The sequence below is a fragment of the Roseinatronobacter ekhonensis genome (assembly GCF_900499075.1).
Taxonomy (GTDB): domain Bacteria; phylum Pseudomonadota; class Alphaproteobacteria; order Rhodobacterales; family Rhodobacteraceae; genus Roseinatronobacter; species Roseinatronobacter ekhonensis.
In genome coordinates this window covers 11,772-33,276 of record NZ_UIHC01000036.1, presented here as the reverse complement: position 1 = coordinate 33,276, position 21,505 = coordinate 11,772, and the positions used below count along the sequence as shown (strand labels likewise).

Below are 21,505 nucleotides of genomic sequence, written 5' to 3'. Positions count from 1 at the left end.
GAAACCCCTCAAGACTGATAACCAAAATACGCTGCCTCACGGCAACGCGTCACAGGTGGCCGGATACCCCGGAACAGGTGGCCGGATGTTGTCGGAATAGGTGGCCGGATCCTCCGGAATACGCAGTCAGATTTCCAGGAACAGATATCCCGTTACGACGGGATGGATGCCGCAGCGCTGCGCCGAAACCTGTCGCGCTTCCTGACCCGCGTCATGCCCCAACTCGCGCCGCATGGCGTGCGGCTTGCCATTCATCCAGACGACCCGCCCCGCCCCATACTGGGGTTGCCGCGCGTTGTCTCTACCGCCGAAGACCTTCGCGCGATTTGCGACATGTATGATGATCCGGCCAACGGGCTGACCTTTTGTGTCGGTTCTTTGGGAGTGCGCGCGGACAATGATCTGCCCGCCATGCTGGCTGAATTCGGCGCGCGCGTGCATTTCCTGCATTTGCGAAATACGCGCCGCGATGCAGTGTCCGAACATGACGGCGATGCGCAAAGCCATGGGCCCATTGATGAAAGCTTCGAAGAGGCCGCGCTTCTGGATGGCGATGCCGATATGGTGCGGTTGATCTCTATCGTGCATCGGCTGGAAGGCGAACGCGGAGAGCCATTGCCGTTCCGCCCCGACCATGGTCACGCGCTGCAAAGCGATCTGCGCCAGCCTTACCGTCCGGGCTATCCGTCGATTGGCAGGCTGCGCAGCATGGCAGAGGTGCGGGGCATAGACCACGCGCTCAAAGCGGTTCGGCAGGGGGCCGTAAACTAGACAGCCCTGCAACCGGGCTGCAAAGCGCGGCCTAGATACGATAGCGCAGGGTCGGGGTCGCGATTGCCGCGAACAGGACGCCGCCGACAAAGCCGCCAAGATGGGCTTCCCAAGCCAGCATGCCCGATAGCAAAAGCCACAAGACAACGTTCAGCACCGCAAGGCCGACCAAGGACCGCCACAGCGGACGCATCGGGCTACCCAGATGCTGGCGTAGCTGCCATTCCCAGAACTTCCATGCGCCGATCAGACCAAAGACCGCACCGGACGCCCCGATCATGGGCGCATCGGCATTCGACAAAAGCGCATAGCCCATAGCGCCCGTGAACACGCTAACGGCATACAGCAACAGAAAACCGCGCGCTCCGATCCGGGCAATGACAATTCCGCCAAGCGCAAGCACCGCGACCATGTTGCCGATCAGATGCAGCAAGCTGCCATGCAGCCCGGCATAGGTGAAGAACATCGCGATCGACTGGCCCGGATAGACCGGGTCCCAGCCGCGCAGCAGCCCGTCCCAGAAAGCACCATACATCAGGAAAACGCCGCGCAACTGTTCAAAGCCCAGCAGACCGGATTCTCCGAGTGTCAGCATGATTTCGGGCGCGCAGGTCAGCGCCACCAGCCACAACACGGCTGGCGCATTGGCGACAGTTGGAAATACAATGTTGCGCGGTGCCATGAGCGCGGCTTTGACACTCTCTTCCACCATTTGCAAGTCGCGTCGTACGGGTTGAGCAACCCGTGCAGACCGGCTCACCGCCGTAGAAGACCGAATGTAAAAGCGCATGAACCGTCAGTAGCCCGTGCTGCGCAGAAGGGTCCGGATGGTTTGCCAGACGAGTTTTAGGTCGGTCAGGAACCCGAGTTCGCAGGCGTATTCCGCATCAATCTGTGCGCGGCGGCGGAAATGCGCGTCGTTGCGTTCGGACACCTGCCACTTGCCGGAGATCCCGGGCCGCAGCGACAAATAGGTGTCCAAAGTCGGACCGTAAATCTCTACCTGATCCAGCATCATCGGACGCGGACCAAGAAGCGTCATGTCGCCTTTCAGCACATTCAGAAGCTGTGGCAACTCATCCATCGAGGTGCGCCGCAAGAATGCACCAACCCGAGTAACCCGTGGGTCGTCTTTCAGCTTTTGCGTCGTCGCCCATTCATGCGCGCGCTCAAGGTCGGCGCGCAGCAGGTTTTCCAGAACTCTGTCAGCATCCGGTCGCATGCTCGACAGCTTCCAGATGCGAAACACTTGTCCGCCGCGCCCAAGGCGCAGCTGCGAGTAAAACACCGGGTTGCCCGCGATCAGGTTTGCGAAGGCGCATGCCAGAAGAATAGGAACAACAATCGGCAAGGACGGGACAACAAGCGCAAGATCAAGCGCGCGCTTTCCATACCGCGCATAGAAACCTTTTGGGTTGCGGACATCGGCCCCCCGAACGGTTGGCGTCACCTTGGTCACTTCGATGTCTTGCGGTTGAAATGTCATCGTCATTTTTCTTTTCCCCGGATCATCGCGCACAATTCACCTTTACTCTCGGGCCGCCGTTTTCGACGTTGTGGGCAAAGAGCCAGATGTTCGTGGCACGAATATGGTCAAAGTCAGTCTACAGTTAACTTACCCTTAACCCTGAAGATTTTCATTAAAAATGCTTGAGATAGCGTATTTGAGGGTGTCTTCTGCGTAGTATTGTTGTCTGTTTTCGGACAAACCTGTCTGGCGTTCCTGTTTGTTTCTTTTGAGGGCTTATGGTTAACCATCCTCTGGCTGATAGCGCGCCGATCAGATGGTAAACGATTCGTTGGTCGGGCGTGTTGTCTCGGCTGTTCAACGGCATGCGGGCTATGCCGGATTGTCACGTCGCTGCCCTCTTTGCGCTTGAATTTCGACATTTCACGACGGTATCGCCATAGGGCGCGGGTATCGACGCAAACAACAGAGGGCAGCATGGCACACGGGTTTTCGTCATATCTGGACCATTTCGGGTTCAAGCAGCGTCCATTCTCGCTGACTCCCGACCCGGAATTCCTGTTCTGGTCCGACACCGCGCGCGGTGCCTACGCAATGTTGCAATATGGTCTGTCCACCCGCGCGCCCATCACCTTGCTGACAGGAGAGATCGGCGCAGGCAAAACCGTATTGTTGCAACATTTCATCGAAGAAGCTGATGACGATGACAGCCTGTCCATCGCGCTGGTGACAAATACAAGGCCCAACACCCGCGAGATCCTGCAATGGCTCTTGCCGGAACTGACGCAGAGCAACCTGAGCGACGAATCCAAATTCCTGAAGGTGCAGGAGTTCCTTATTCAGGAGTTCAATGAAGGGCGCCGCGTCTTGCTGGTCATCGACGAGGCACAGAACCTGTCGCTGGAAGCGCTGGAAGAACTGCGCATGCTGACCAATATCAACCTTGGCAAAGAAGAGGTGTTGCAGCTTTTCCTGATCGGACAGCCAGAGCTTCGCGACCACGTGCGCCGCAAGGAATTGGTTCAGTTCGCACAGCGCGTCGCCGCGAACTACCATCTGCCGTATATGCAGCCCGAAACTGTGCTGCACTATATTTCCCACCGCTTAAAAGTGGCTGGTGGTCGACCCAATGTCTTTAGCAAACAGGCCGCGATGCTGATTCATGACGTGACAGGCGGTGTGCCGCGCTTGATCAACCAGCTTTGCGACATGTCGCTGACCTATGCGTTTGCTCAGGATGATCAGGTGGTGAAGCGCGCCACCGTCCAGTCGGTGCTGGACGATGGCATATTTTTCGCACCTGTGCGGGACTGACAGAAATTACCAGTGGCCGGTATTTTCCATGCTCGCCCAAGGTTCGGCGGGTGCCAGCGCATCGCCTTTTTGCAACAACTCCACCGATATGTTGTCGGGCGACCGCACGAAGGCCATACGGCCATCGCGCGGGGGGCGGTTGATTGTGACGCCGTTGTCCATCAGGTGCTGGCAGGTCGCGTGGATATCGTCCACCTCATAGGCCAGGTGCCCGAAATGGCGGCTGTCGGATGGCAGCGCGTCATCCCCGTCCCAATTCCATGTCAGTTCCACCGGGCATTCGGGCTGTCCCGGCGGGGCCATGAAGATCAGCGAAAAGCGGCCTGCGTCGCTGTCGTGACGGCGCGTTTCCTCCAACCCCAGCAGTTTGAAGAAATCCATCGTGGCCTCTAGGTCTTTGACCCGGACCATCGTGTGTAGATAGCGCATGTTGTCTCTCCTTCTTTGGGCACAAATATGGTCTGCAACGCGCGGTTCAAGAATTCGAAGGGCTTTTCAACGGCGGCGAATTCGGGCATTGTCTGCCAAAATACACAGCATGATGTGGGCAGCGATCGAAATGCAGCAATATCTGGACGGTTTGCAGTATATTCTAGAGAATGGAACCCCCAGTGACGACCGCACCGGCACCGGCACACTGTCGGTGTTCGGCTTGCAGATGCGCTATGATCTGGCCGAAGGCTTTCCACTTGTCACGACCAAGCGGGTACATCTGAAATCTGTCATCCATGAGCTTCTTTGGTTCCTGTCCGGTGACACGAATATCGCATATCTGAAAGAAAACGGCGTTTCCATCTGGAACGAATGGGCCGACGACAGTGGTGATCTGGGGCCGGTCTATGGTAAGCAATGGCGCGACTTCGGGGGCGTGGACCAGATTGCCCGATTGGTCGAACAGATCAACACCACTCCCGACAGCCGCCGCCTGATCGTGTCGGCATGGAACCCGGCCGATGTGCCAAAGATGGCTTTGCCGCCGTGCCATACGCTGTGGCAAGTGCGGGTTCTGGGCGGCAAGCTGCATTTGCAACTGTATCAGCGGTCTGCGGATATGTTCCTTGGCGTCCCGTTCAACATTGCCTCTTATGCGCTGCTGCAAATGATGCTGGCACGGGTGTGCGAACTGGAACCGGGCGAATTTGTGCACAACATGGGCGATGCGCATATCTATTCCAACCACATGGAACAGGTAAAAACCCAGCTTGAGCGCGCCCCCCGCGCCTTGCCGCAAATGACGATCCTGCGCAGCCCTCCAAGCATTTTTGACTTCACCTACGGTGATTTCCGGATCGACGGGTATGACCCGCATCCGGCGATCAAGGCCCCGGTGGCTGTCTGATGCTGACATTGATCGTGGCGCGCGCCCGCAACGGTGCCATCGGGCGGGGCAACACAATTCCCTGGACAGCGCCAGAGGATTTGGTCTTTTTTCAGCGTGAAACCTTGGGCGGTGCTTTGATTATGGGCCGCAACACTTGGGAAAGCCTGCCAAAAAAACCATTGCCGCGCCGCTTGAACATGGTCATTACCTCGCGCCCGTTGGATGATGATGGCGCGGTTATCACCACGTTAGAGGGCGCGTGCGGCCATGCCGCCGCGCAAGGCTACGCGCGGGTCTATGCGATTGGGGGGGCGTCGATCTATGCGGCGTTTCTGCCGCTGGCGGACCGATTGCTGATTACCGAGGTCGCGCTGGACGTGCCCGATGCGGATACGTTTTTCCCTAAAGTGGATCTGAGCACATGGCGCAAAGGGGCACAGTTTGCACTGCGGTCTGCCTCCCCTTCGTGCCAGCTAACAGAATACCTGCGGGATTGATCCATCTATTGTTGCGCTTGCGCCACAATGGCGTGCTGTAAACTCGCACTACCATATAGGGCAAGTAACTGCGGGTGCTTGCCTAAATCTGGTTTTCGTTTGATCGCTTCATACTACTGTGGCGGTAACCTCACCCATCAAGTTGCGCGCTGCACGGGTAAGACGAAGCCCGGAGTGATACAAGGGCCGCGAATTTGATGGAATGTTGCCACAATGCAGACAATTAGGTATAGTAATCACAATTAAACGAAGCCCTTAATGGGCACACGCGGTCGCTGTCCCGAAAAGAGGACATCCGCAGAGGCAGAGGCAACCTATGTGCAGGTCATCCGACCAAGACGTTTGCGCGTGTCCGCAACTCACCGCTTCTGGCGGCGTCTTGGTATGTGGCTTGCCGTTTGATCGGACAGGAACATGCAGTCTGGGTACTTGGTGACAGCCACACACGTGGCTTTTGTACGGAAAGCGGCCACAGCCGCGTTTCTGTTCCTTGGTCTGGCGGCTTTGTCGGCCTGCGGTATACGCCTGCCGGGCAATACCGATAGCCCCACTGAACTGGCAGAGGCCGTCACGGAATTCCGTGTTGTGCCGACCACGCGCGCCTTTATCAGCGTGCCGTCGGCGCTGTTGGTGATGGAGCGTGATCTGGGCGGCGCGGTCGAACAACGCATCACCCTGCCGAATGAAACCTCTCTGGCCGGTGAAAACACCATCATGTTGCGCGCACAGCAAGCGGGCTACGCACGTGGAACCCGGTTTGTGCTAAGCGAGCAGCTCAGCCAGTTCGGCGGCGCGCCTAGCCCGTTCAGTGGCGTGGCAGAGGGGGCTTTGACTGCGACCTCGGATACAATGGGCGATATCACCTACACGACCATAAGCCCCGGTGGCGATGTGGTCTGCGTGCTGGCGTTCCGCCGCACGCAAACGGCAAGCCGTGCATTGCCACGCGGAAGCCGTGCTTTGGACATCATGTTAAGAAATTGTGTATCGGGATCGGTCCAAAAGGCTTTGGCCCCGATTGGTGCGAGTGCATTCGGCCTTGGATTGCCGAATTGACCAGATTTTCAGGAGAATGAATTCATGAGCCTGCTTATTGCCAACAGGCGGCTAAAGCCGGGCGAGGTCGTCCTCGCCCTGCTGTGGTTTGCAATTGTTATTCCGCTCGCATTTCTGGCCAGCATTCCGACCTCCAACGCGGTGCAAGGGGGCTTGGGCCTGTTTGCCGTGGTATGCGTGGCGTTGCTAAAGCCATGGACAATGAAAACCATCGTGGCACGGTTTGCATTGCTTGCAATCGCATCCTCGATCGTCATGCGCTACTGGTTCTGGAGGATCACTTCGACATTGCCACCGATGGACGAACCGCTGTCCTTTGCCATCGCGGTGGCGCTGTTCGCGGTGGAAACCTACGCAATCTGCGTGTTTTTCGTCAGTTCCTTCATCACAGCTGACCCGATAGAGCGAAAGCTGCCGCCCAAAGTCGCCGCATCCAGCCTGCCAACGGTCGATATTCTGGTGCCCAGCTATAACGAGCCGATAGAGATGTTGTCGGTCACGCTGTCTGCGGCCAAGAACATGCATTATCCGCCGCACAAGCGCACCGTCGTGTTGTGCGATGATGGCGGCACTGATGAGCGTTGCAACAGCGATGACTCAATCAAGGCACATGCTGCACGCAAGCGCCGCGCCGATTTGCAAGCGCTTTGCGCGGAGCTGGGCATTGTCTATTCGACCCGCGCCGAAAACATAAACGCCAAGGCGGGCAACATGTCCGCCGCGATGGAGCGCCTGAACGGCGACCTTGTTGTGGTGTTCGATGCCGACCACGTTCCAGCGCGCGATTTTCTGGCGCGCACGGTCGGGTATTTCGTGGTCGATCCCAATCTATTTCTTGTACAAACGCCACATTTCTTTCTGAACCCGGACCCGGTGGACCGCAATATCGGCCTGCGTGCCGATTGCCCGCCGGAAAACGAGATGTTCTACCATCAGGGCCACCGCGGTCTGGACCGTTGGGGCGGGGCTTTCTTTTGCGGCTCGGCCTCTGTGCTGCGGCGCGCGGCACTAGATTCGGTGGGCGGTTTCGCCGGTGAAACCATCACCGAGGATGCCGAAACCGCGCTCGAAATCCACTCTCAGGGCTGGAAAAGCCTGTATGTGGATCACGCCATGATCGCGGGGCTTCAGCCGGAAACCTTCACCAGTTTCATCGAACAGCGCGGGCGCTGGGCCACCGGCATGATGCAGCTTTTGCGCTTGAAGAACCCCCTGCGCCGCAAGGGGATGAGCCTGTCTCAGCGGTTGTGCTACCTCAACTCGATGACCTTTTGGCTGTTCCCGCTGGTGCGGATGACGTTCATCCTTGCGCCCTTGGCCTATCTGTTCTTCGAATTGCAAATCTTCGTGGCCACGATCGAAGAGGTCGCGGTTTATATGAGCAGCTATATGGCGATCAGCTTCATGGTTCAGAACGGGCTCTATGCTCGCACCCGCTGGCCGCTGATTTCGGAGCTCTATGAGACCGCGCAGGCGCCCTATCTGTCGGGCGTGGTGCTGCGCACAATATTCAAGCCGCGTGGCGCAAAGTTCAACGTGACCGCCAAGGACGAGGTGCTGGAAGAAGACTTCCTGTCGCCCATTCACCGTCCACTCCTGATACTCTGGGGCATAGCCTTGCTTGGCGTGGTGGCCGCAGCGGTGCGCTGGTTCATGTTTCCGGGCGACCACAACATCCTGATGATCGTGGGCGGCTGGGCGATTTTCAACTTTGTGATCCTATCCGCTGCATTGGGCGCGATTGGCGAACGCCGTCAACGCCGCGCCGTACCGCGCGTGGATATGGTTGTGCCTGCGGTGGCTGCGGTCGGGCAGGGGGAGTACTATACCTTTACCGCCGCGACCGTGCTGGATTCGTCAACCAGTGGCGCCAAGCTAAAGCTTACGCCGGGGCCTGATACCGATATTGCGGAACTGACGCGGCTGGAAAAAGGGTCGGTGTTCTACTTCACGCCTGAATTTCCGAAATCGCCGCATCTGGAAAACGCGGTGCGCGTGCAGGTCGTCAATATCAGCCGTGATCCTTCGGGGCTGGTGCTTGGCGTGCGCTACGACCCGGACCAACCGCTGATCGTGCGGGAAACAATCGCGCATCTGATCTTCGGCGACTCAGCTGTGTGGGAGCGTGTTCGTGAAAGCCGCAACAAGCCGATGCCGTTGCTCAAGGGTATGGGCTATGTGTTAATGCTTGCGTTCAGCTCTGTCGCGCATGTGATGCGGATGATCGCCAATGAACCGGCTCGCCGCAAACGTGCCGAAGAACGCGAACGCGATACAGCGATTGTCGATGATCAGCCCGCGCATATTCTGGCGTTTGGCGAGGCGTTTGACCCCGTATTGCACGAACCTGTCCATCCGATGAAACAGATGCTTACGCAAAGCGGGCGGGCTGCGGAAGAGTATGCCAGCCGCACGACGCGCGGCGCGGAACTGGACCGGAGGCCACGCACATGAAACTGATGGATCATATCCTTCGCGGCCTTTCGGCAATCGTGCTTGCAGCATTTGTCACGCTGGGCAGCGCGCCGGTGCATGCCCAAGGCGGCCTGATCTTGTTGCCAGAGCAGGAAAACCTGCCGTCAGAGGCAGAACAGGGCCCCGGTCTGACCGCAGACCGCTTGAACCTGCACCGTGGAAGCACCGTTGAAGATGACACGCCCGCGCCGCGGGTCTGGGTCTCGCCGCTACGGCTGACCGATCTTCAGGTCCGGCGCAATGGCCAGCTGGCGCGTGTGACGGGCGAGCGTGAACTGGTCGCGTTCGACTTGTATGTTGCCGATCCGTCGCGCACGCAGCGTTTGCAGCTTGTGACCGTGTCCAGCATCAACCTGCTGCCAGAGCGGTCCTTCATGCGGGTGCTGATAAACGGCACCGATCTGGGGCGCACGCCGCTCGATAACTTCGAAACCGAAGATCGCGACGAAATCATTTTGCCGCCCGGCACGCTGCGGGCAGGCCGCAACGCTGTTCAAATCGAATTTCGCCAGGGGCATCGCATTTTCTGCGGGCCGGAAGCTTCGTTCGATCTGTGGACTGACATTGACCTGACCCAAAGTGGCTTGGTGCTGGACGCTGCAAACGGTGGCACCGGCGCAGACGGCTTCATGATGGGGCTGGCGGCGCAATCGGCCGCACTTGCGCCTGTCGAAATTCGTGGGATCGACAGCTTGGGTGCCGAGGCAGAGCCGTGGCGCCGTGCGCTTGTGCGTCGCCTTAACCAGTCCCTTGTCGGGGCACCGGTTGTGTTTGACTTCACCGATTACTGGACGCTTGAACAAGGCTCTCGTGGTCATGCCCGGATTACAATTTTGCCTGCCGCGCAGTCGCGCGTCAGCTTTCAGGTGGGTGGCGATGGCGCGCGCGTGATGGTACTGGAAGTGGCACAAGGCACGCGCCCTGCCGATTTGTTGGACCAAATCCCGCAACTGGAACCGCAGGCACAGGCGGACCTTGCGCCGCTGCTCTCGGCCGAAACCGAGAACAGCTTTGCAGATTTCGGCATTCACACCGAGAGTTTTTCACAGCGTTACGCTATCCGCAATCACCCGTTTCGTCTGCCGGATGACTGGCTGATCCTGACCGCCGAGAAGGCGCGCATCTATCTGGATTACGCCTATGTCGAAGGGCTGCCGCCGGAATCGATGTTGCTGATCCGTGTCAACGGCCAATCCATCCGCTTGTTGCCGCTGCGCGGCGAAGGCGGTGCGCCGATCACCCGTTTCCCGATCGATTTCGAAGCACGCATCATGCAGCCGGGCACCAACACTCTGACCTTTGAAATGATGGTGCCGGGCGACCCGGCCGATTTGCCATGCCCGGCCTATGACCAGCCGTTTTTGCAGATTGGTGAAAGCTCCAGCCTTTTTGTTCCCTACAGCCCTCCGATGTCGATCCCCGATATGGATCTGGCCTTCAGCGCGCTTACTCCTGACAGTCTGCGCCGCAACGAACTTAGCGGGCGGGCATATTCGGAAAGCGACGTTCTGACTTTGTCGGCCGCGTTGGCGCGGGCGCGGGGAGATATTCGCCCGTCCACTCTGCATCTGGTTTCTATCGACGACCTAGGCGCGGTGCCGATGGCGCATCATCGGGCCGACCGCAAGCTGCTGGAAGATACCGTGCTAATCACCCCGGAATACGAGGCATTGCTTGCACAGCAAGAGGCGGCAGAAGACCCGTTCGCGGCGCGCCGCCAGCAAGAACGCGGCTTCACCGCCGCGCTGAGCAACATCTGGGCATTGCTGCTCGACAAGGTGTATTGGGTCCGAGACCGGATTTTCCCGTCAAACGGCGACCAGTTGAACGCGTGGCTGTCAGAGCGTCGCGGGCAAGCGGTGCTGTTCCATCTGGACCCGAACCGGCCCGGAGAAATCTGGATGCTGCGCAGCGCAGACAGTGATATGACCAAGATCGCGCAATCTATTGCTGCGGCGCGGGCCTATGGCCGTGGTCCACGCGGACAGGTTTCTATCCTGGGCCATGACGGCGGCTGGGATAACTGGATCGCGCCCGACCGCCAGCCGAACTTGCTAGAGCCGTGGTCCTTTCAGAATTTCCGCGCGGCAATGGGCAATTTCGTCTCTGCGCGTCCAATTTTCTACACATTCCTGATGTTACTTCTTGCCTTGGCATCTGCCCTTGTCGCCCTGCGGCTTGTCATCTCAACCCGAGAGAAGCTATGAAACGACGCGATTTTCTGACCGGGACGACCGCGACGGTTTTGGCCGGCCCCATGATGGCCCAGGCGGCACAGGCGCAAGGGGTCATGGAAGCGTTTGGCCAGAACGCTCGCCCGCTGTGGCAAGCGTGGAAAGAACGCTTTGTCATGCCCGATGGCCGCGTGGTCGACAAGTTGCAAGGACAGGCCAGCCATTCCGAGGGGCAGGGCTACGGGATGGTTCTGGCAAGTTATTTCGACGATGCAGAGGCCTTTGCCCGCATGTTCCAGTGGACAGAACGCAACCTTGCGGTGCGCGCTGATCCGCTTCTGGCGTGGCGCTGGCTGCCCGATACGGTCAATTCCGTGCCCGACCGCAACAACGCGTCGGACGGCGATTTGTTCTATGCATGGGCCTTGGTGCGGGCAGCGGCGCAGTTTGACAACCGCGCCTATCTGACCCGTGCGCGCGATATTGCAGAGGCATTGGCGGAAACCTGTATCGTGGCTATGCCCGGCGCCGAAGGGCGCACAGCATTGCTGCCCGCGCAATTCGGGTTCAACAAAGACACGCATATTTCGGTTAACCCGTCCTATTATATGCCGCTTGCCATGCGCGAAGTCGCCGCAGTGACCGGCGTGAGCGCGCTGGCGATCTGCGCCCAGCATGGTGAGGCGCTTATCGACCAGTTGGCCCAAACCGGGTTGGTGCCGGACTGGGTGGATATTTCCGAAACCGGGGTCACCGCATCGGAAACGCTTTCACAGAATACCGGCTACGAAGCGTTGCGCGTGCCGCTCTTCATGATCTGGTCGCGGATACCGCGCCATCTGGCCGTTCGCCGTATGGCGGCGCTATATGCCCGCACCGTTCAGCCCGGTGTAGGGGTTCCCACGGTGATAGAGCCGATCTCGGGGACGGTGCTCGAAAGTTCGGGTGATGCTGGCTATCAGGCTGTTGCCGGCCTTGTCACCTGCTCCGAAGGATCAGGGTTGGGCGCGCTTATCCCGCCATTCACCCCCGACCAGCCATATTATCCGGCGACTTTGCATTTGTTTGCAATGATCGCCGCAAATGAAACCTTGCCGGAATGTGTGCCGCTATGACCCCATCTCAGCTTCGCCGCCCCATGACGATTGCCGCTATTATGGCTTGCCTTGCAACGGGCTCTGCCTTTGCACAGACCGCCAGCTACGATGATTTGCGGGCCTTGCGCTACTATGTGCAACAGGATGACACCGCCGCGACCAATGCCGAACTGCGCCGCCTGCGCGCGGCCTTCCCCGATTGGCGCGCACCGTCCGATCTGAACGAATTGCTTGTTCCGCGTGCAATCGTCAGCGTGGATGAGGGTGCGATCTGGCGCCTGATCGAACGGCGCGATTACGCTGGTGCGCGGCGCGAGATTGATAGCAACCGACAGGCCGTGACGGGGTGGACACCGCCCGCCGATATGCTGCGGGTGTTGGAAACCAACGAGGCGCAGGAGGCGTTCGATGCAGCCACCGCTTCCCGCAACGCAACGGATGCGATCTCGATCGCTCGCCGGTCCCCGCAGATCATGAGCTGCGAACGGATCAACAACGCGTGGCTTTTGTCCGACATGTATGTGCTGTCTGGCCAAAAGAATGCGGCCTTGACGACCTATCGCAACACCGTTCAATCCTGCACCAGTTACACCCAGATGCAGCCGACTTTGGAAAAGGCGTCTGCGGTCGCAAGTTCCGCCGAGCTTTCAAGCATGTTCGATCTTGCGCGCGGTGCCAACCGCGCTGAAACTGAGCGGCTGAATGCCCTGGAGCAACGCTTGCGCGGCGGGGCGGCCCCCGCGCCGCAAACCGCCGCCGCGCCCCGCGCCGCACCGGCGCCAGCGCCGCGCGCACAACCAGCCCCAACGCCTGCCGCAGCCCCGGCCCCGGTCTCGAACCCGTCGCGTCTGCCCCTGCGCGGGGATGGCCGCGTGGCCCAAGTGCGTGCCCTGAAAGAACGTGAGCAATATGCGCAATGTATTGCTGCATCGCAGAACCCGCGCTCGCTAGAGGTGCTGTATGAGCGGTCATGGTGCCTTTACAGCCACAAACGCCCGACAGAGGCGCTTGTCGGGTTTCAAGCCGCAGCGTCTGTCGGGGACGCGATTGGCCCGAATGTAGGCCGGGATGCGCATTATGGCTTGGCGCTATCCTATTTGAACATGAACATGACTGAACAGGGCGCGCAGGTCGGCAGCCGTGTGCGCCTGACCGACACGCAACGCGCCGAGGTCGAAAGTATCGTGCTGGACCAGCGCGGGGTCAAAGCCTATCGCAATGGCAATCATCGCCAGGCTATCGCCTATTTCGACGCGCTCAAGCAGTTGAAAGGCGGGCTGCGTCGCGATCTGTCAATCTTGCGCGCCTATGCACTGCTGAATTCGGGCCAGCGGGTCGAGGCCAAGAACGAGTTTGAGCGCCTGCACTCCCAGCTTGCCACCGCCGAGACGCGTCAGGGGCTGAACGCGGCACTTGGGAACTGATCCGAACGCGGGACGTTGTTGCGCAAAAATAGACCCCCGCCAGTGGCGGGGGTTTATTGTTTTCGACTCGGCGGGTTATCCGTTCGAGGCCGCGACCGTCAGCCTGCGCTTGCCACTACCGCCATTGCCGGAATGCGTGTCCATGAATTCCATGACCAGCGGGCGAATGTTGTTGCGCCATGATTTTCCAGCGAAAATCCCGTAATGGCCGGCGCCGGGTTCAAGGTGGCTTGCCTTTTGCGAGTCGTTCAGCCCGGTCAGCAGATCAAGCGCGGCAAGGCACTGACCCGGCGCGCTGATGTCGTCTTTTTCGCCCTCAACGATTTTCACCGCGACATTCGTAATCTTGCCGATGTCCACTTCGTGTCCATCGACCATGAATGCGTTGCGCGCAATCTCACGGTCTTTGAAAATGCGTTCTACAGTCGACAGATAGAACTCTGCGGTCATGTCCATGACAGACAGGTATTCGTCATAGAAGCGGTTATGCTTGTCACGCTCGCCCCCGTCGCCATGGGCTTCGGCCACGATCTTGTCAGAGAAAGCCTGCGCGTGCCGCTCCATGTTCATCGAGATGAAGCCGCCAAGCTGCAACAGACCCGGATAGACCAGCCGGCCAACGCCACTATATTTGAACCCGACGCGCTGGATGGCCAGGTGTTCTAGTTGCCCCATGGTCACACGCTCGCCAAAATCCGTGACCTCTGTCGGGGCGGCGTCGGGGTCTACCGGGCCGCCGATCAGGGTCAGGGTGCGGGGTTGCGATTCGGGTTCCAGCTCTGCCAGATACGCGGTTGCGGCCAGCGCCAACGGCACCGGCTGGCAGATCGCGATCACATGGGTGTCCGGGCCAAGGTGGCGCATGAATTCAGTCAGGTAGAGGGTGTAATCCTCGATATCGAACTTGCCTTCGGACACCGGAATGTCGCGCGCATTGTGCCAATCCGTCACCCAGACTTCGCAATCGGGCAGCAGGCTTGTCACGGTAGAGCGCAGCAGCGTCGCGTAATGCCCCGACATCGGCGCGCATAGCAGGACACGGCGCGGCTTTTCCGGGCGGCCGCTGACGCGAAAGCGCAGAAGGTCGCCAAAAGGGCGTTGCATTTCAACGACTTCTTCAACCACGTGATCGCGGCCATCTTCTGTCACGACCGAACTGATGTTCCAGTCGGGCTTGATGACCATGCGCGCGAAACTGCGCTCAGTGACACGCCCCCAGGCAGACATGACCTTGAACATGGGGTGCGGCACCAACCCCCAGACAGGGTAAGACGCAAAGGCCCGTGCGGACGCACCCATCCATTCGTTACTATTACGAATGGCTTCCATCATGTCATAAGTGACCATGCCCTTCATACGGGTATCCTTCCAACGCTCGAACAGGTAACGGCAATCGTCCCTTTAACTCAAGTTGCGCGGCGTCTATCGTAACCCGAGGGATGCTGCGCATGCAAAGGGTAGGGGGAAATCTTCTTCATGACAACTTCTGAATATGATGATGATAAAAAAGCTGAACGCCTGAAAGAGAATATGGCTCGGGTCGAGGCGCTGACAGAGCGTCTGACCGCCGCCCTGGCCCATCGCACGCCACCGCGGCCCAGCTTGCAGGCCCCTGATCCTGATTTGTTTTTGCACGGTGTCACAGCGTATTGGACAGAAATGGCCAAGGATCCGTCCAAGGCGCTGGAACAACAGCTGGAATTTTGGGGCAAATCGCTCAAACACCATCTTGAAGCGCAAAAGGCACTGCAAAGCGGAAAGTTGAAAGCCCCAGAGGACGAAACCCCTGACGACCGCCGGTTTGCCAACCCGCTCTGGAAGAGCCATCCCTATTTCAACTACATCAAGCAGCAATACCTGATCGCGTCGGAATCCATGCAGGACGCGATAGAGGGAATGGACTCTGTCGATGAGCGCGAAAAGCGCCGCTTGCAGTATTTCACCACGCAGTTGGTGGACATGATGGCGCCGACGAATTTCCTGGCGACCAACCCCGACGCACTGATGAAAGCGGTCGAGACCGAGGGCGAAAGCCTTGTGCGCGGCTTGGAAAACCTTGTCCGCGATGTCGAGGCGAACAAGGGCGAGGTGCAGGTCACGTTATCGGACAAGGAAGCGTTCACGCTGGGACAGAACCTTGCCACCACGCCCGGCAAGGTCGTGTTCCGCAACAAGATGTTCGAATTGATCCAATACGCGCCGACAACCGAACAGGTGCACCGCACGCCTTTGGTGATTTTCCCGCCATGGATCAACAAGTTTTACGTTATGGACCTCAAGCCCCAGAACAGCTTGATCAAGTGGATCGTCGACCAAGGTTATACGCTGTTCGTAGTGTCTTGGGTCAACCCCGACGCCAGCTACGCCGATATCGGCATGGATGACTATGTCGAGGACGGGTATCTGGAGGCAATTCGCGTCGCGCGCGAGATCACGGGAGAGCCACAGGTCAACGTGATCGGCTACTGCATTGCCGGGACGACGCTGGCGCTGACCTTGGCGCTCATGAATAAACGCAAGGATAAGTCCGTAAGGTCCGCCACCTTCTTCACCACCCTGACCGATTTTTCGAACCGGGGTGAAGTGGGTGTGTTCCTGGAAGATGATTTCGTCGACGGGATCGAAGCCGAGTGCAATGAGAGCGGGTATCTGGACAGTTTCTTCATGTCGCGGACCTTCTCTTACCTGCGGTCGAACGATCTGATCTATGGCCCGGCCATTCGCAGCTACATGATGGGCGAGGCGCCGCCCGCCTTTGACTTGCTGTATTGGAACGGGGACGGCACCAACCTGCCGGGCAAGATGTGCGTGGAATATCTGCGCGGGCTATGTCAGCAAGATCGCTTCGCAGGGGCGACGTTCCGCATCTGCGGGGAAGACGTGTCGCTCGCGGATGTGAAACATCCACTCTTTGCGGTGGCCTGCGAGACCGATCATATCGCGGCATGGAAATCCAGCTTTCGCGGCGTGGCCAAGATGGGCAGCCGCGACAAGACTTTCATCCGGTCACAGTCAGGGCACATCGCGGGTATCATCAACCCGCCGTCGAAAAAGAAATACGGCCACCATGCCGGGCCAGAGGTGCAGGGTACCTCAGAAGACTGGATCGAGGCGGCCGAGTTTAACGAGGGATCCTGGTGGCCACGTTGGGAAGCATGGCTTGGCAGGCGGTCTGGCGCGAAGATCGCGGCCCGCACACCGGGTGATTCGGACTACCCAGCGCTTGCAGATGCGCCGGGCACCTATGTGATCAGCACAAAAAATGAAGAAATGTCATAGGCTTGCAAGGTGACGGCAAAAAATATGCTGCAGTGCAGAAAAAAAGATTGAAATGCTGCGGTGCAGCATGCATATTGTGTTCAGACGCAGGGGCCACGAAGGAACCTGCCGCAAGATGACATTAGGAGAAGCACAATGGCTGCCAACACCGCTGATTACACCAAAATGATGAAAGACATGATGGGCGCAATGCCGATGGACACCACGGCGTTCACCGACATGTTCAAAACCCAAGCCGCTGTCGCAGAGAAAATGAGCAAAGTTGCTCTGGAAGCTGCTGAAAAGTCGACCGAAGTTTCGACCAAGTGGACCAAAGAGACACTGGCAAAAGCTGGCGATCTGTCGACCGCGAAAGAAGATCCGGCTGACTACTCCAAAGCGATGACCGATTTTGCATCCGCTTCGGCTGAAACCGCTGCCGAGCACGTCGCTGCTTTCGCTGAAATCGCGAAAAAAGTCCAGATGGACACCGTTGAGCTGCTGATGGCTGCTGGCAAAGACATGCAGGAAGAAACCACTGCTGCTGTCAAGAAAGCCACCGACACGGCAACCAAAGCAACGAAAGCTGCCTCCGCCAAGTAAGGCGCGTCAGTTCTCTCCCGCGGGCCTGTTCCTCCCGACAGGTAACCGCGACCTAAGGGTGCGCAGATAATGCGCGCCCTTTTCTTTTGCGCAAACCTCCCCTAGGCTCTGCTGCACCGCAAAACCCAAGGGAGGGGGCCTCGTGTCACAAGACGCAAAACCGCTGCTGATAAAGCGCTATGCCAGCCGCCGACTGTACAACACCGAAACCAGCGATTACGTGACGCTGGAAGATATTGCAGGTTTCATCCGCGATGGGCGCGAGGTTCAGATCGTCGATCTGAAATCCGGGGACGACCTGACGCGGCAATACCTGCTTCAGATCGTGGCGGAACATGAAAGCCGTGGCGAAAGCGTTCTCCCCATCGAAGTGCTGACCGATCTCGTGCGCAGCTACACGACGCAAGCGCAAAGCGTTGTGCCGCAGTTTCTGGCCATGTCGTTTGAAATGCTGCGAGAGGGGCAGTCCCAGATTGTGGACAACATGACCCGCGCCAATCCCATGGCCGCCATGCCAGGCTTTGACGAAATGCAGCGCCAGCAACAAGCCTTCATGAAAACCATGATGGCCGGTTGGCCCGGAGCGCCCGAAACCGATGAAAAGGCCACTGGCGACGATCTGGACGAGATCAAGAAACAACTGTCAGAGTTGCAGGATAAGCTGTCCAAGATGAACAAGTAGGGGCTACAGCCCGAGCCGGTCCCGCAAGCCAAACCACGTCATCGCGAGGGCAAGCAGAGGGCTGCGCAAGCTTTGCCCGCCGGGGAAGGTCGCAAGCGGAAGCCTGCTGACAAGGTCGAACCTTTCGCTTTGCCCCGCCACGGTTTCGGCCATGATACGCCCGGCGAGCGTGGCAAGCGCGACACCATGACCGGAATAGCCCGACGCCGACAGGATATTGGGCGCGACCCGCATGAAACAGGGCAGGCGCGCGCGCGTTATCGCCAATGTGCCGCCCCAAGCATAGTCGATCTTGGCCTCTGCCAGTTGCGGGAACACTTGCAGCATGGGTTTGCGCACGGTGCGGACAATGTCGGGAAAACGGTAGCCATAGCTTTCGCCGCCCCCGAACAGCAGCCGGTTGTCATCGGACAGCCGGAAATAGTTGATGACGAATTTACTATCGGCAACGGCGTGGTTGCGGGTCAGCACAGTGCCGTCCGGCAGCGGTTGTGTGGCCACGATAAAATTGTTGATCGGCATCACTTTGCTCGCCACCCGCCGTTCCAGCCCGCCTAGATAACCGTTCGCGGCCAGAATGACATGATCGGCCTGCACATGCCCGGTTTGGGTGCGGATAATCGGCTTGGCGCCACGTTCTAGCGCGACCACAAGGGCGTTTTCATGGATGACGGCTCCGGCTGCAAGCGCGGCCTTCGCCAGCCCGAGCGTATAGCGTAACGGGTGCAGGTGGCCTGCGCCATGGTCCAGAACGCCGCCTTTATATGCGTCCGATCGCACGATGTCCTGTATCTGCGCGCGGTCAAGCGGTTCCAGATCTTGATACGCATATTCACGCGCCAGCTTTTCCGCATAGGCATGGCTGTGGCGCACGCCGTCGGCCTGCCAGTCGGCATGGATGACGCCGGGTGCGACAGGGCATTCCATGCCGTGGCGTGCAATCAGGTCATGGACCAGATCGCGTGCATCCAGCCCCATCTGCCAAAGCGCGCGCGCATCCGCGCGCCCGACCATTCGCTCTATCGCGTCTTGTTCAATGCGTTGGCCCGGACCAATCTGGCCGCCATTGCGGCCCGATGCCCCGAAGCCTACACGGTGCGCCTCCAGCAAGCGCACGCTGTAGCCCCGTTCTGCCAGATGAAGCGCCGCCGACAGGCCGGTATAGCCCCCGCCAATAATACACACATCCGCACGCGTAGCCCCTTTCAGGGGCGGTTGCACAGGCAGCGGGTGGGCAGTCGCGGCGTAGTAGCTGGTCGGGTAATGCCCCGCGCGGTCATTGGCAAACAGAAGGTTCATACATTCAGCAGCAGATGTTCGCGCTCCCACGGGCTGATGACCTGCAGAAACTCGTGATATTCGTCACGTTTCACGGCAGCATAGGTCTGGCAGAAATCCGCGCCAAGGATCTCGTGAAGCGCAGTCGCATCTTCGAACAGGGTGACGGCATCGCCCAAGGTGCGGGGCAACTCGTCTTCGTCCATATAGGCACTGGTGCGGCATTCGTCGCGCGGTCCTTCCTGCTCTGTCAGGCCCAGATACCCGCAAGCAAGCGAGGCGGCGATGCCCAGATAGGGATTGCAATCCATGCCTGCCAGACGGTTTTCGACCCGCCGCGCATTGGGCGTCGAGATCGGCACGCGCAGCCCTGTCGTGCGGTTGTCATGCCCCCATTCCAGATTGATGGGTGCAGAGAAATCGGGAACGTAGCGGCGGTAGCTGTTAACATAGGGGGCGATCAGTGCCACCGCTGACGGCAGATGCCGCTGCAACCCGCCGATGAAATGCAAGAATGCGTCGGTGCTGGCCCCGGCTTCGGTCGAAAACAGGTTCGCGCCGGTGGCCATGTCCAGCACGGAATGATGCATATGCATCGCACTGCCCGGTTCGCCCTCTATGGGTTTGGCCATGAAGGTGGCGAACATGTCGTGGCGGAGCGCGGCTTCGCGGATCATGCGCTTGAAGTAAAAGACCTGATCGGCCAGCACCAAAGGGTCGCCATGGGCAAGGTTGATTTCGACTTGCCCTGCGCCGCCCTCTTGCAAGATGCCGTCAATCTCCAGCCCCATGGCTTCGGCGAAATCGTAGATGTCGTCGATGACCTTGCCGTATTCATCAACGGCCGACATGGAATAGGCCTGCCGCGCCGCCGCGCGCCGCCCCGTGCGGCCCATCGGCGGGATGATCGGCATGTTCGGATCTATGTTGCGGCCGACGAAAAAGAACTCCATCTCTGGCGCAACAACGGGTTGCCACCCCTTGGCATGATATAGGTCGAGCACACGCTTCAGCACATTGCGCGGCGCAGTCGGGATGGGGGTGCCATCGGCGTTTTCGGCGTCGTGGATGATCTGCAATGTCCAGTCGGCGGTCCACGGCGCGGCGGTGGCGGTGGTAAAATCGGGCCGCATGATCATGTCAGGTTCCAGGTCGGTCCCGTCCCGGATTTCGGCCCAGCCCCCGGTGATGGTTTGCGAAAAGATGGAGGTGGGCAAGTAATACTTGGAACTGTCATCGAATTTGAAGGCGGGCATGGCCTTGCCGCGGGCGACGCCCGCCATATCGGCAATGATGCATTCCACCTCGTCGAGCCTGCGCCCTTCCAGATAGTCGCGCGCGGTCTGGGGAATCTGGTCGTGCCAGTTGCTCATGCCCGCACCTGCGCGTTATGCCTGAAAAAACTTGCGATGCGCTGGGCAACCGGCTGGCTGTCCGCGCGGCCAAGACCTGATTGCGCGGCTTTTAGTAACGGGTCGGGCACAATGCCGGGGCCACGATGGTCGATAAGGCCCTGCACAACTGAGTCTGGAAATTCGGGATGCGCCTGCACGGAAAACCCTTGGCCGGGATACAGCAGCCCCGCATGGGCGCAAAACGCGTTGCGTGCCACGGTCTGCGCGGTTTCGGGTGGGGTGACGACCTGATCCTGATGCCATGCGTTCAACCGGATCGGACCGGTGTCGAAGTCATAATCCTGTGCGCCAACCGCCCAGCCACCCGCAAATTTCTCGACACGTCCGCCAAGGGCCTGCGCCATGATCTGATGGCCAAAGCAAATGCCCACGACGGGAACATGCGCCGCGAACGCGTCGCGGATAAACGCTTCCAAGGGCGGGATGAAGGCGTGATCCTCATAGGCGCCATGGCGCGACCCTGTGATAAGCCACCCGTCCGCCGCTGTCACGCTATCTGGAAAGTCCATCCCCTCGACATGCCAAGAGCGGAAGCGAAAGCCATGGCCCGCCAACAGGCGTTCGAACATGGGCGGGTATTGGCCGAGTGTTGCGCTCATCTCGTCGGGCAGGCGCCCGCATTCGAGGATACCGATCTGCATGGCATGGGTCTTTCGGGGTTCGGGTTTGCTT

At 59.2% G+C, this 21,505-nt stretch carries 19 protein-coding genes; 12 read left to right on the top strand and 7 right to left on the bottom strand.

Going from position 1 to position 21,505, the window contains the following annotated elements:
* Positions 1–63 precede the first annotated feature (63 nt).
* Positions 64–771 carry a mannonate dehydratase gene (locus tag ROE7235_RS14190; RefSeq protein WP_121096163.1) on the top strand — a complete coding sequence of 236 codons (708 nt, stop codon included), beginning with the start codon at positions 64–66 and terminating at the stop codon, positions 769–771.
* Positions 772–802: 31 nt separating this feature from the next.
* Here the strand turns inward: ROE7235_RS14190 and ROE7235_RS14185 are convergent, their stop codons facing one another.
* The gene (locus ROE7235_RS14185; protein ID WP_183073519.1) at positions 803–1,453 is read right to left on the bottom strand and encodes a rhomboid family intramembrane serine protease; all 651 of its coding nucleotides are present in this window, start codon (positions 1,451–1,453) and stop codon (positions 803–805) included.
* A gap of 114 nt (positions 1,454–1,567) precedes the next feature.
* The gene (locus ROE7235_RS14180) at positions 1,568–2,257 is read right to left on the bottom strand and encodes a sugar transferase (protein ID WP_183073518.1); all 690 of its coding nucleotides are present in this window, start codon (positions 2,255–2,257) and stop codon (positions 1,568–1,570) included.
* A 459-nt stretch (positions 2,258–2,716) separates the two neighbouring features.
* Here ROE7235_RS14180 and ROE7235_RS14175 point away from each other — a divergent pair, with 459 nt between their 5' ends.
* Complete coding sequence (locus ROE7235_RS14175; RefSeq protein ID WP_121096160.1) at positions 2,717–3,553, top strand: ExeA family protein; 837 nt, start codon at positions 2,717–2,719, stop codon at positions 3,551–3,553.
* A 6-nt stretch (positions 3,554–3,559) separates the two neighbouring features.
* Here the strand turns inward: ROE7235_RS14175 and ROE7235_RS14170 are convergent, their stop codons facing one another.
* The gene (locus tag ROE7235_RS14170; RefSeq protein ID WP_121096159.1) at positions 3,560–3,982 is read right to left on the bottom strand and encodes a VOC family protein; all 423 of its coding nucleotides are present in this window, start codon (positions 3,980–3,982) and stop codon (positions 3,560–3,562) included.
* Positions 3,983–4,112: 130 nt separating this feature from the next.
* Between ROE7235_RS14170 and ROE7235_RS14165 the strand changes: the two genes are divergently transcribed.
* The 7 genes from ROE7235_RS14165 (at position 4,113) to ROE7235_RS20170 (ending at position 13,597) form a co-directional block, all read left to right on the top strand.
* Entirely contained in the window at positions 4,113–4,892 is a 780-nt protein-coding gene (locus tag ROE7235_RS14165; RefSeq protein ID WP_121096167.1) for a thymidylate synthase, read from the top strand.
* Positions 4,892–5,371: a dihydrofolate reductase gene (locus ROE7235_RS14160; RefSeq protein WP_121096158.1), complete on the top strand. Its 480-nt coding sequence runs from the start codon at positions 4,892–4,894 to the stop codon at positions 5,369–5,371. Before ROE7235_RS14165 ends, ROE7235_RS14160 begins: the two co-directional genes overlap by 1 nt.
* A gap of 447 nt (positions 5,372–5,818) precedes the next feature.
* A complete protein-coding gene (locus tag ROE7235_RS14155; RefSeq protein ID WP_147434221.1) occupies positions 5,819–6,427 on the top strand; it encodes a hypothetical protein in 609 nt (202 codons plus the stop codon).
* A 24-nt stretch (positions 6,428–6,451) separates the two neighbouring features.
* A complete protein-coding gene (bcsA, locus tag ROE7235_RS14150; protein ID WP_121096156.1) occupies positions 6,452–8,881 on the top strand; it encodes a UDP-forming cellulose synthase catalytic subunit in 2,430 nt (809 codons plus the stop codon).
* Positions 8,878–11,109: a cellulose biosynthesis cyclic di-GMP-binding regulatory protein BcsB gene (locus ROE7235_RS14145; RefSeq protein WP_121096155.1), complete on the top strand. Its 2,232-nt coding sequence runs from the start codon at positions 8,878–8,880 to the stop codon at positions 11,107–11,109. Before bcsA ends, ROE7235_RS14145 begins: the two co-directional genes overlap by 4 nt.
* A complete protein-coding gene (locus tag ROE7235_RS14140; protein ID WP_245963977.1) occupies positions 11,106–12,191 on the top strand; it encodes a family 8 glycosyl hydrolase in 1,086 nt (361 codons plus the stop codon). Before ROE7235_RS14145 ends, ROE7235_RS14140 begins: the two co-directional genes overlap by 4 nt.
* Positions 12,188–13,597, top strand: a complete 1,410-nt coding sequence (locus ROE7235_RS20170; RefSeq protein WP_183073517.1) for a tetratricopeptide repeat protein — start codon at positions 12,188–12,190, stop codon at positions 13,595–13,597. Before ROE7235_RS14140 ends, ROE7235_RS20170 begins: the two co-directional genes overlap by 4 nt.
* A gap of 75 nt (positions 13,598–13,672) precedes the next feature.
* Here the strand turns inward: ROE7235_RS20170 and phaZ are convergent, their stop codons facing one another.
* On the bottom strand, positions 13,673–14,953 hold the full coding sequence (phaZ, locus tag ROE7235_RS14130; RefSeq protein WP_121096154.1) for a polyhydroxyalkanoate depolymerase: 1,281 nt from the start codon (positions 14,951–14,953) through the stop codon (positions 13,673–13,675).
* Between the two features lie 120 nt (positions 14,954–15,073).
* Between phaZ and ROE7235_RS14125 the strand changes: the two genes are divergently transcribed.
* The 3 genes from ROE7235_RS14125 to phaR all read left to right on the top strand — a co-directional run bounded on the left by ROE7235_RS14125 (position 15,074) and on the right by phaR (position 18,140).
* Positions 15,074–16,876 (top strand): PHA/PHB synthase family protein, encoded by a 1,803-nt coding sequence (locus ROE7235_RS14125; RefSeq protein WP_121096153.1) that lies wholly within the window; start codon positions 15,074–15,076, stop codon positions 16,874–16,876.
* Between the two features lie 135 nt (positions 16,877–17,011).
* Positions 17,012–17,458: a phasin family protein gene (locus ROE7235_RS14120; protein WP_121096152.1), complete on the top strand. Its 447-nt coding sequence runs from the start codon at positions 17,012–17,014 to the stop codon at positions 17,456–17,458.
* Between the two features lie 142 nt (positions 17,459–17,600).
* A complete protein-coding gene (gene phaR / locus ROE7235_RS14115; RefSeq protein ID WP_121096151.1) occupies positions 17,601–18,140 on the top strand; it encodes a polyhydroxyalkanoate synthesis repressor PhaR in 540 nt (179 codons plus the stop codon).
* 3 nt (positions 18,141–18,143) lie between these two features.
* On the opposite strand, the gene ROE7235_RS14110 is transcribed toward phaR, so the two are convergent.
* From ROE7235_RS14110 to ROE7235_RS14100, 3 genes are read right to left on the bottom strand one after another with little or no spacing between them, the layout of a single operon-like run.
* Positions 18,144–19,439, bottom strand: a complete 1,296-nt coding sequence (locus tag ROE7235_RS14110) for an NAD(P)/FAD-dependent oxidoreductase (protein ID WP_121096150.1) — start codon at positions 19,437–19,439, stop codon at positions 18,144–18,146.
* Complete coding sequence (locus tag ROE7235_RS14105; RefSeq protein WP_121096149.1) at positions 19,436–20,791, bottom strand: glutamine synthetase family protein; 1,356 nt, start codon at positions 20,789–20,791, stop codon at positions 19,436–19,438. Before ROE7235_RS14105 ends, ROE7235_RS14110 begins: the two co-directional genes overlap by 4 nt.
* The gene (locus ROE7235_RS14100; protein WP_121096148.1) at positions 20,788–21,474 is read right to left on the bottom strand and encodes a type 1 glutamine amidotransferase; all 687 of its coding nucleotides are present in this window, start codon (positions 21,472–21,474) and stop codon (positions 20,788–20,790) included. The genes ROE7235_RS14105 and ROE7235_RS14100 overlap by 4 nt, the downstream gene beginning before the upstream one ends.
* Between the last annotated feature and the right edge of the window lie 31 nt (positions 21,475–21,505).

Bases quoted from the DNA above. Each gene is read 5' to 3' on its own strand.
- ROE7235_RS14185 (WP_183073519.1), bottom strand. From the start codon at position 1,453: ATGGCACCGCGCAACATTGTATTTCCAACTGTCGCCAATGCGCCAGCC.
- ROE7235_RS14180 (WP_183073518.1), bottom strand. From the start codon at position 2,257: ATGACATTTCAACCGCAAGACATCGAAGTGACCAAGGTGACGCCAACC.
- ROE7235_RS14175 (WP_121096160.1), top strand. From the start codon at position 2,717: ATGGCACACGGGTTTTCGTCATATCTGGACCATTTCGGGTTCAAGCAG.
- ROE7235_RS14170 (WP_121096159.1), bottom strand. From the start codon at position 3,982: ATGCGCTATCTACACACGATGGTCCGGGTCAAAGACCTAGAGGCCACG.
- ROE7235_RS14165 (WP_121096167.1), top strand. From the start codon at position 4,113: ATGCAGCAATATCTGGACGGTTTGCAGTATATTCTAGAGAATGGAACC.
- ROE7235_RS14160 (WP_121096158.1), top strand. From the start codon at position 4,892: ATGCTGACATTGATCGTGGCGCGCGCCCGCAACGGTGCCATCGGGCGG.
- bcsA (WP_121096156.1), top strand. From the start codon at position 6,452: ATGAGCCTGCTTATTGCCAACAGGCGGCTAAAGCCGGGCGAGGTCGTC.
- ROE7235_RS14145 (WP_121096155.1), top strand. From the start codon at position 8,878: ATGAAACTGATGGATCATATCCTTCGCGGCCTTTCGGCAATCGTGCTT.
- ROE7235_RS14140 (WP_245963977.1), top strand. From the start codon at position 11,106: ATGAAACGACGCGATTTTCTGACCGGGACGACCGCGACGGTTTTGGCC.
- ROE7235_RS20170 (WP_183073517.1), top strand. From the start codon at position 12,188: ATGACCCCATCTCAGCTTCGCCGCCCCATGACGATTGCCGCTATTATG.
- phaZ (WP_121096154.1), bottom strand. From the start codon at position 14,953: ATGAAGGGCATGGTCACTTATGACATGATGGAAGCCATTCGTAATAGT.
- ROE7235_RS14125 (WP_121096153.1), top strand. From the start codon at position 15,074: ATGACAACTTCTGAATATGATGATGATAAAAAAGCTGAACGCCTGAAA.
- ROE7235_RS14120 (WP_121096152.1), top strand. From the start codon at position 17,012: ATGGCTGCCAACACCGCTGATTACACCAAAATGATGAAAGACATGATG.
- ROE7235_RS14110 (WP_121096150.1), bottom strand. From the start codon at position 19,439: ATGAACCTTCTGTTTGCCAATGACCGCGCGGGGCATTACCCGACCAGC.
- ROE7235_RS14105 (WP_121096149.1), bottom strand. From the start codon at position 20,791: ATGAGCAACTGGCACGACCAGATTCCCCAGACCGCGCGCGACTATCTG.
- ROE7235_RS14100 (WP_121096148.1), bottom strand. From the start codon at position 21,474: ATGCAGATCGGTATCCTCGAATGCGGGCGCCTGCCCGACGAGATGAGC.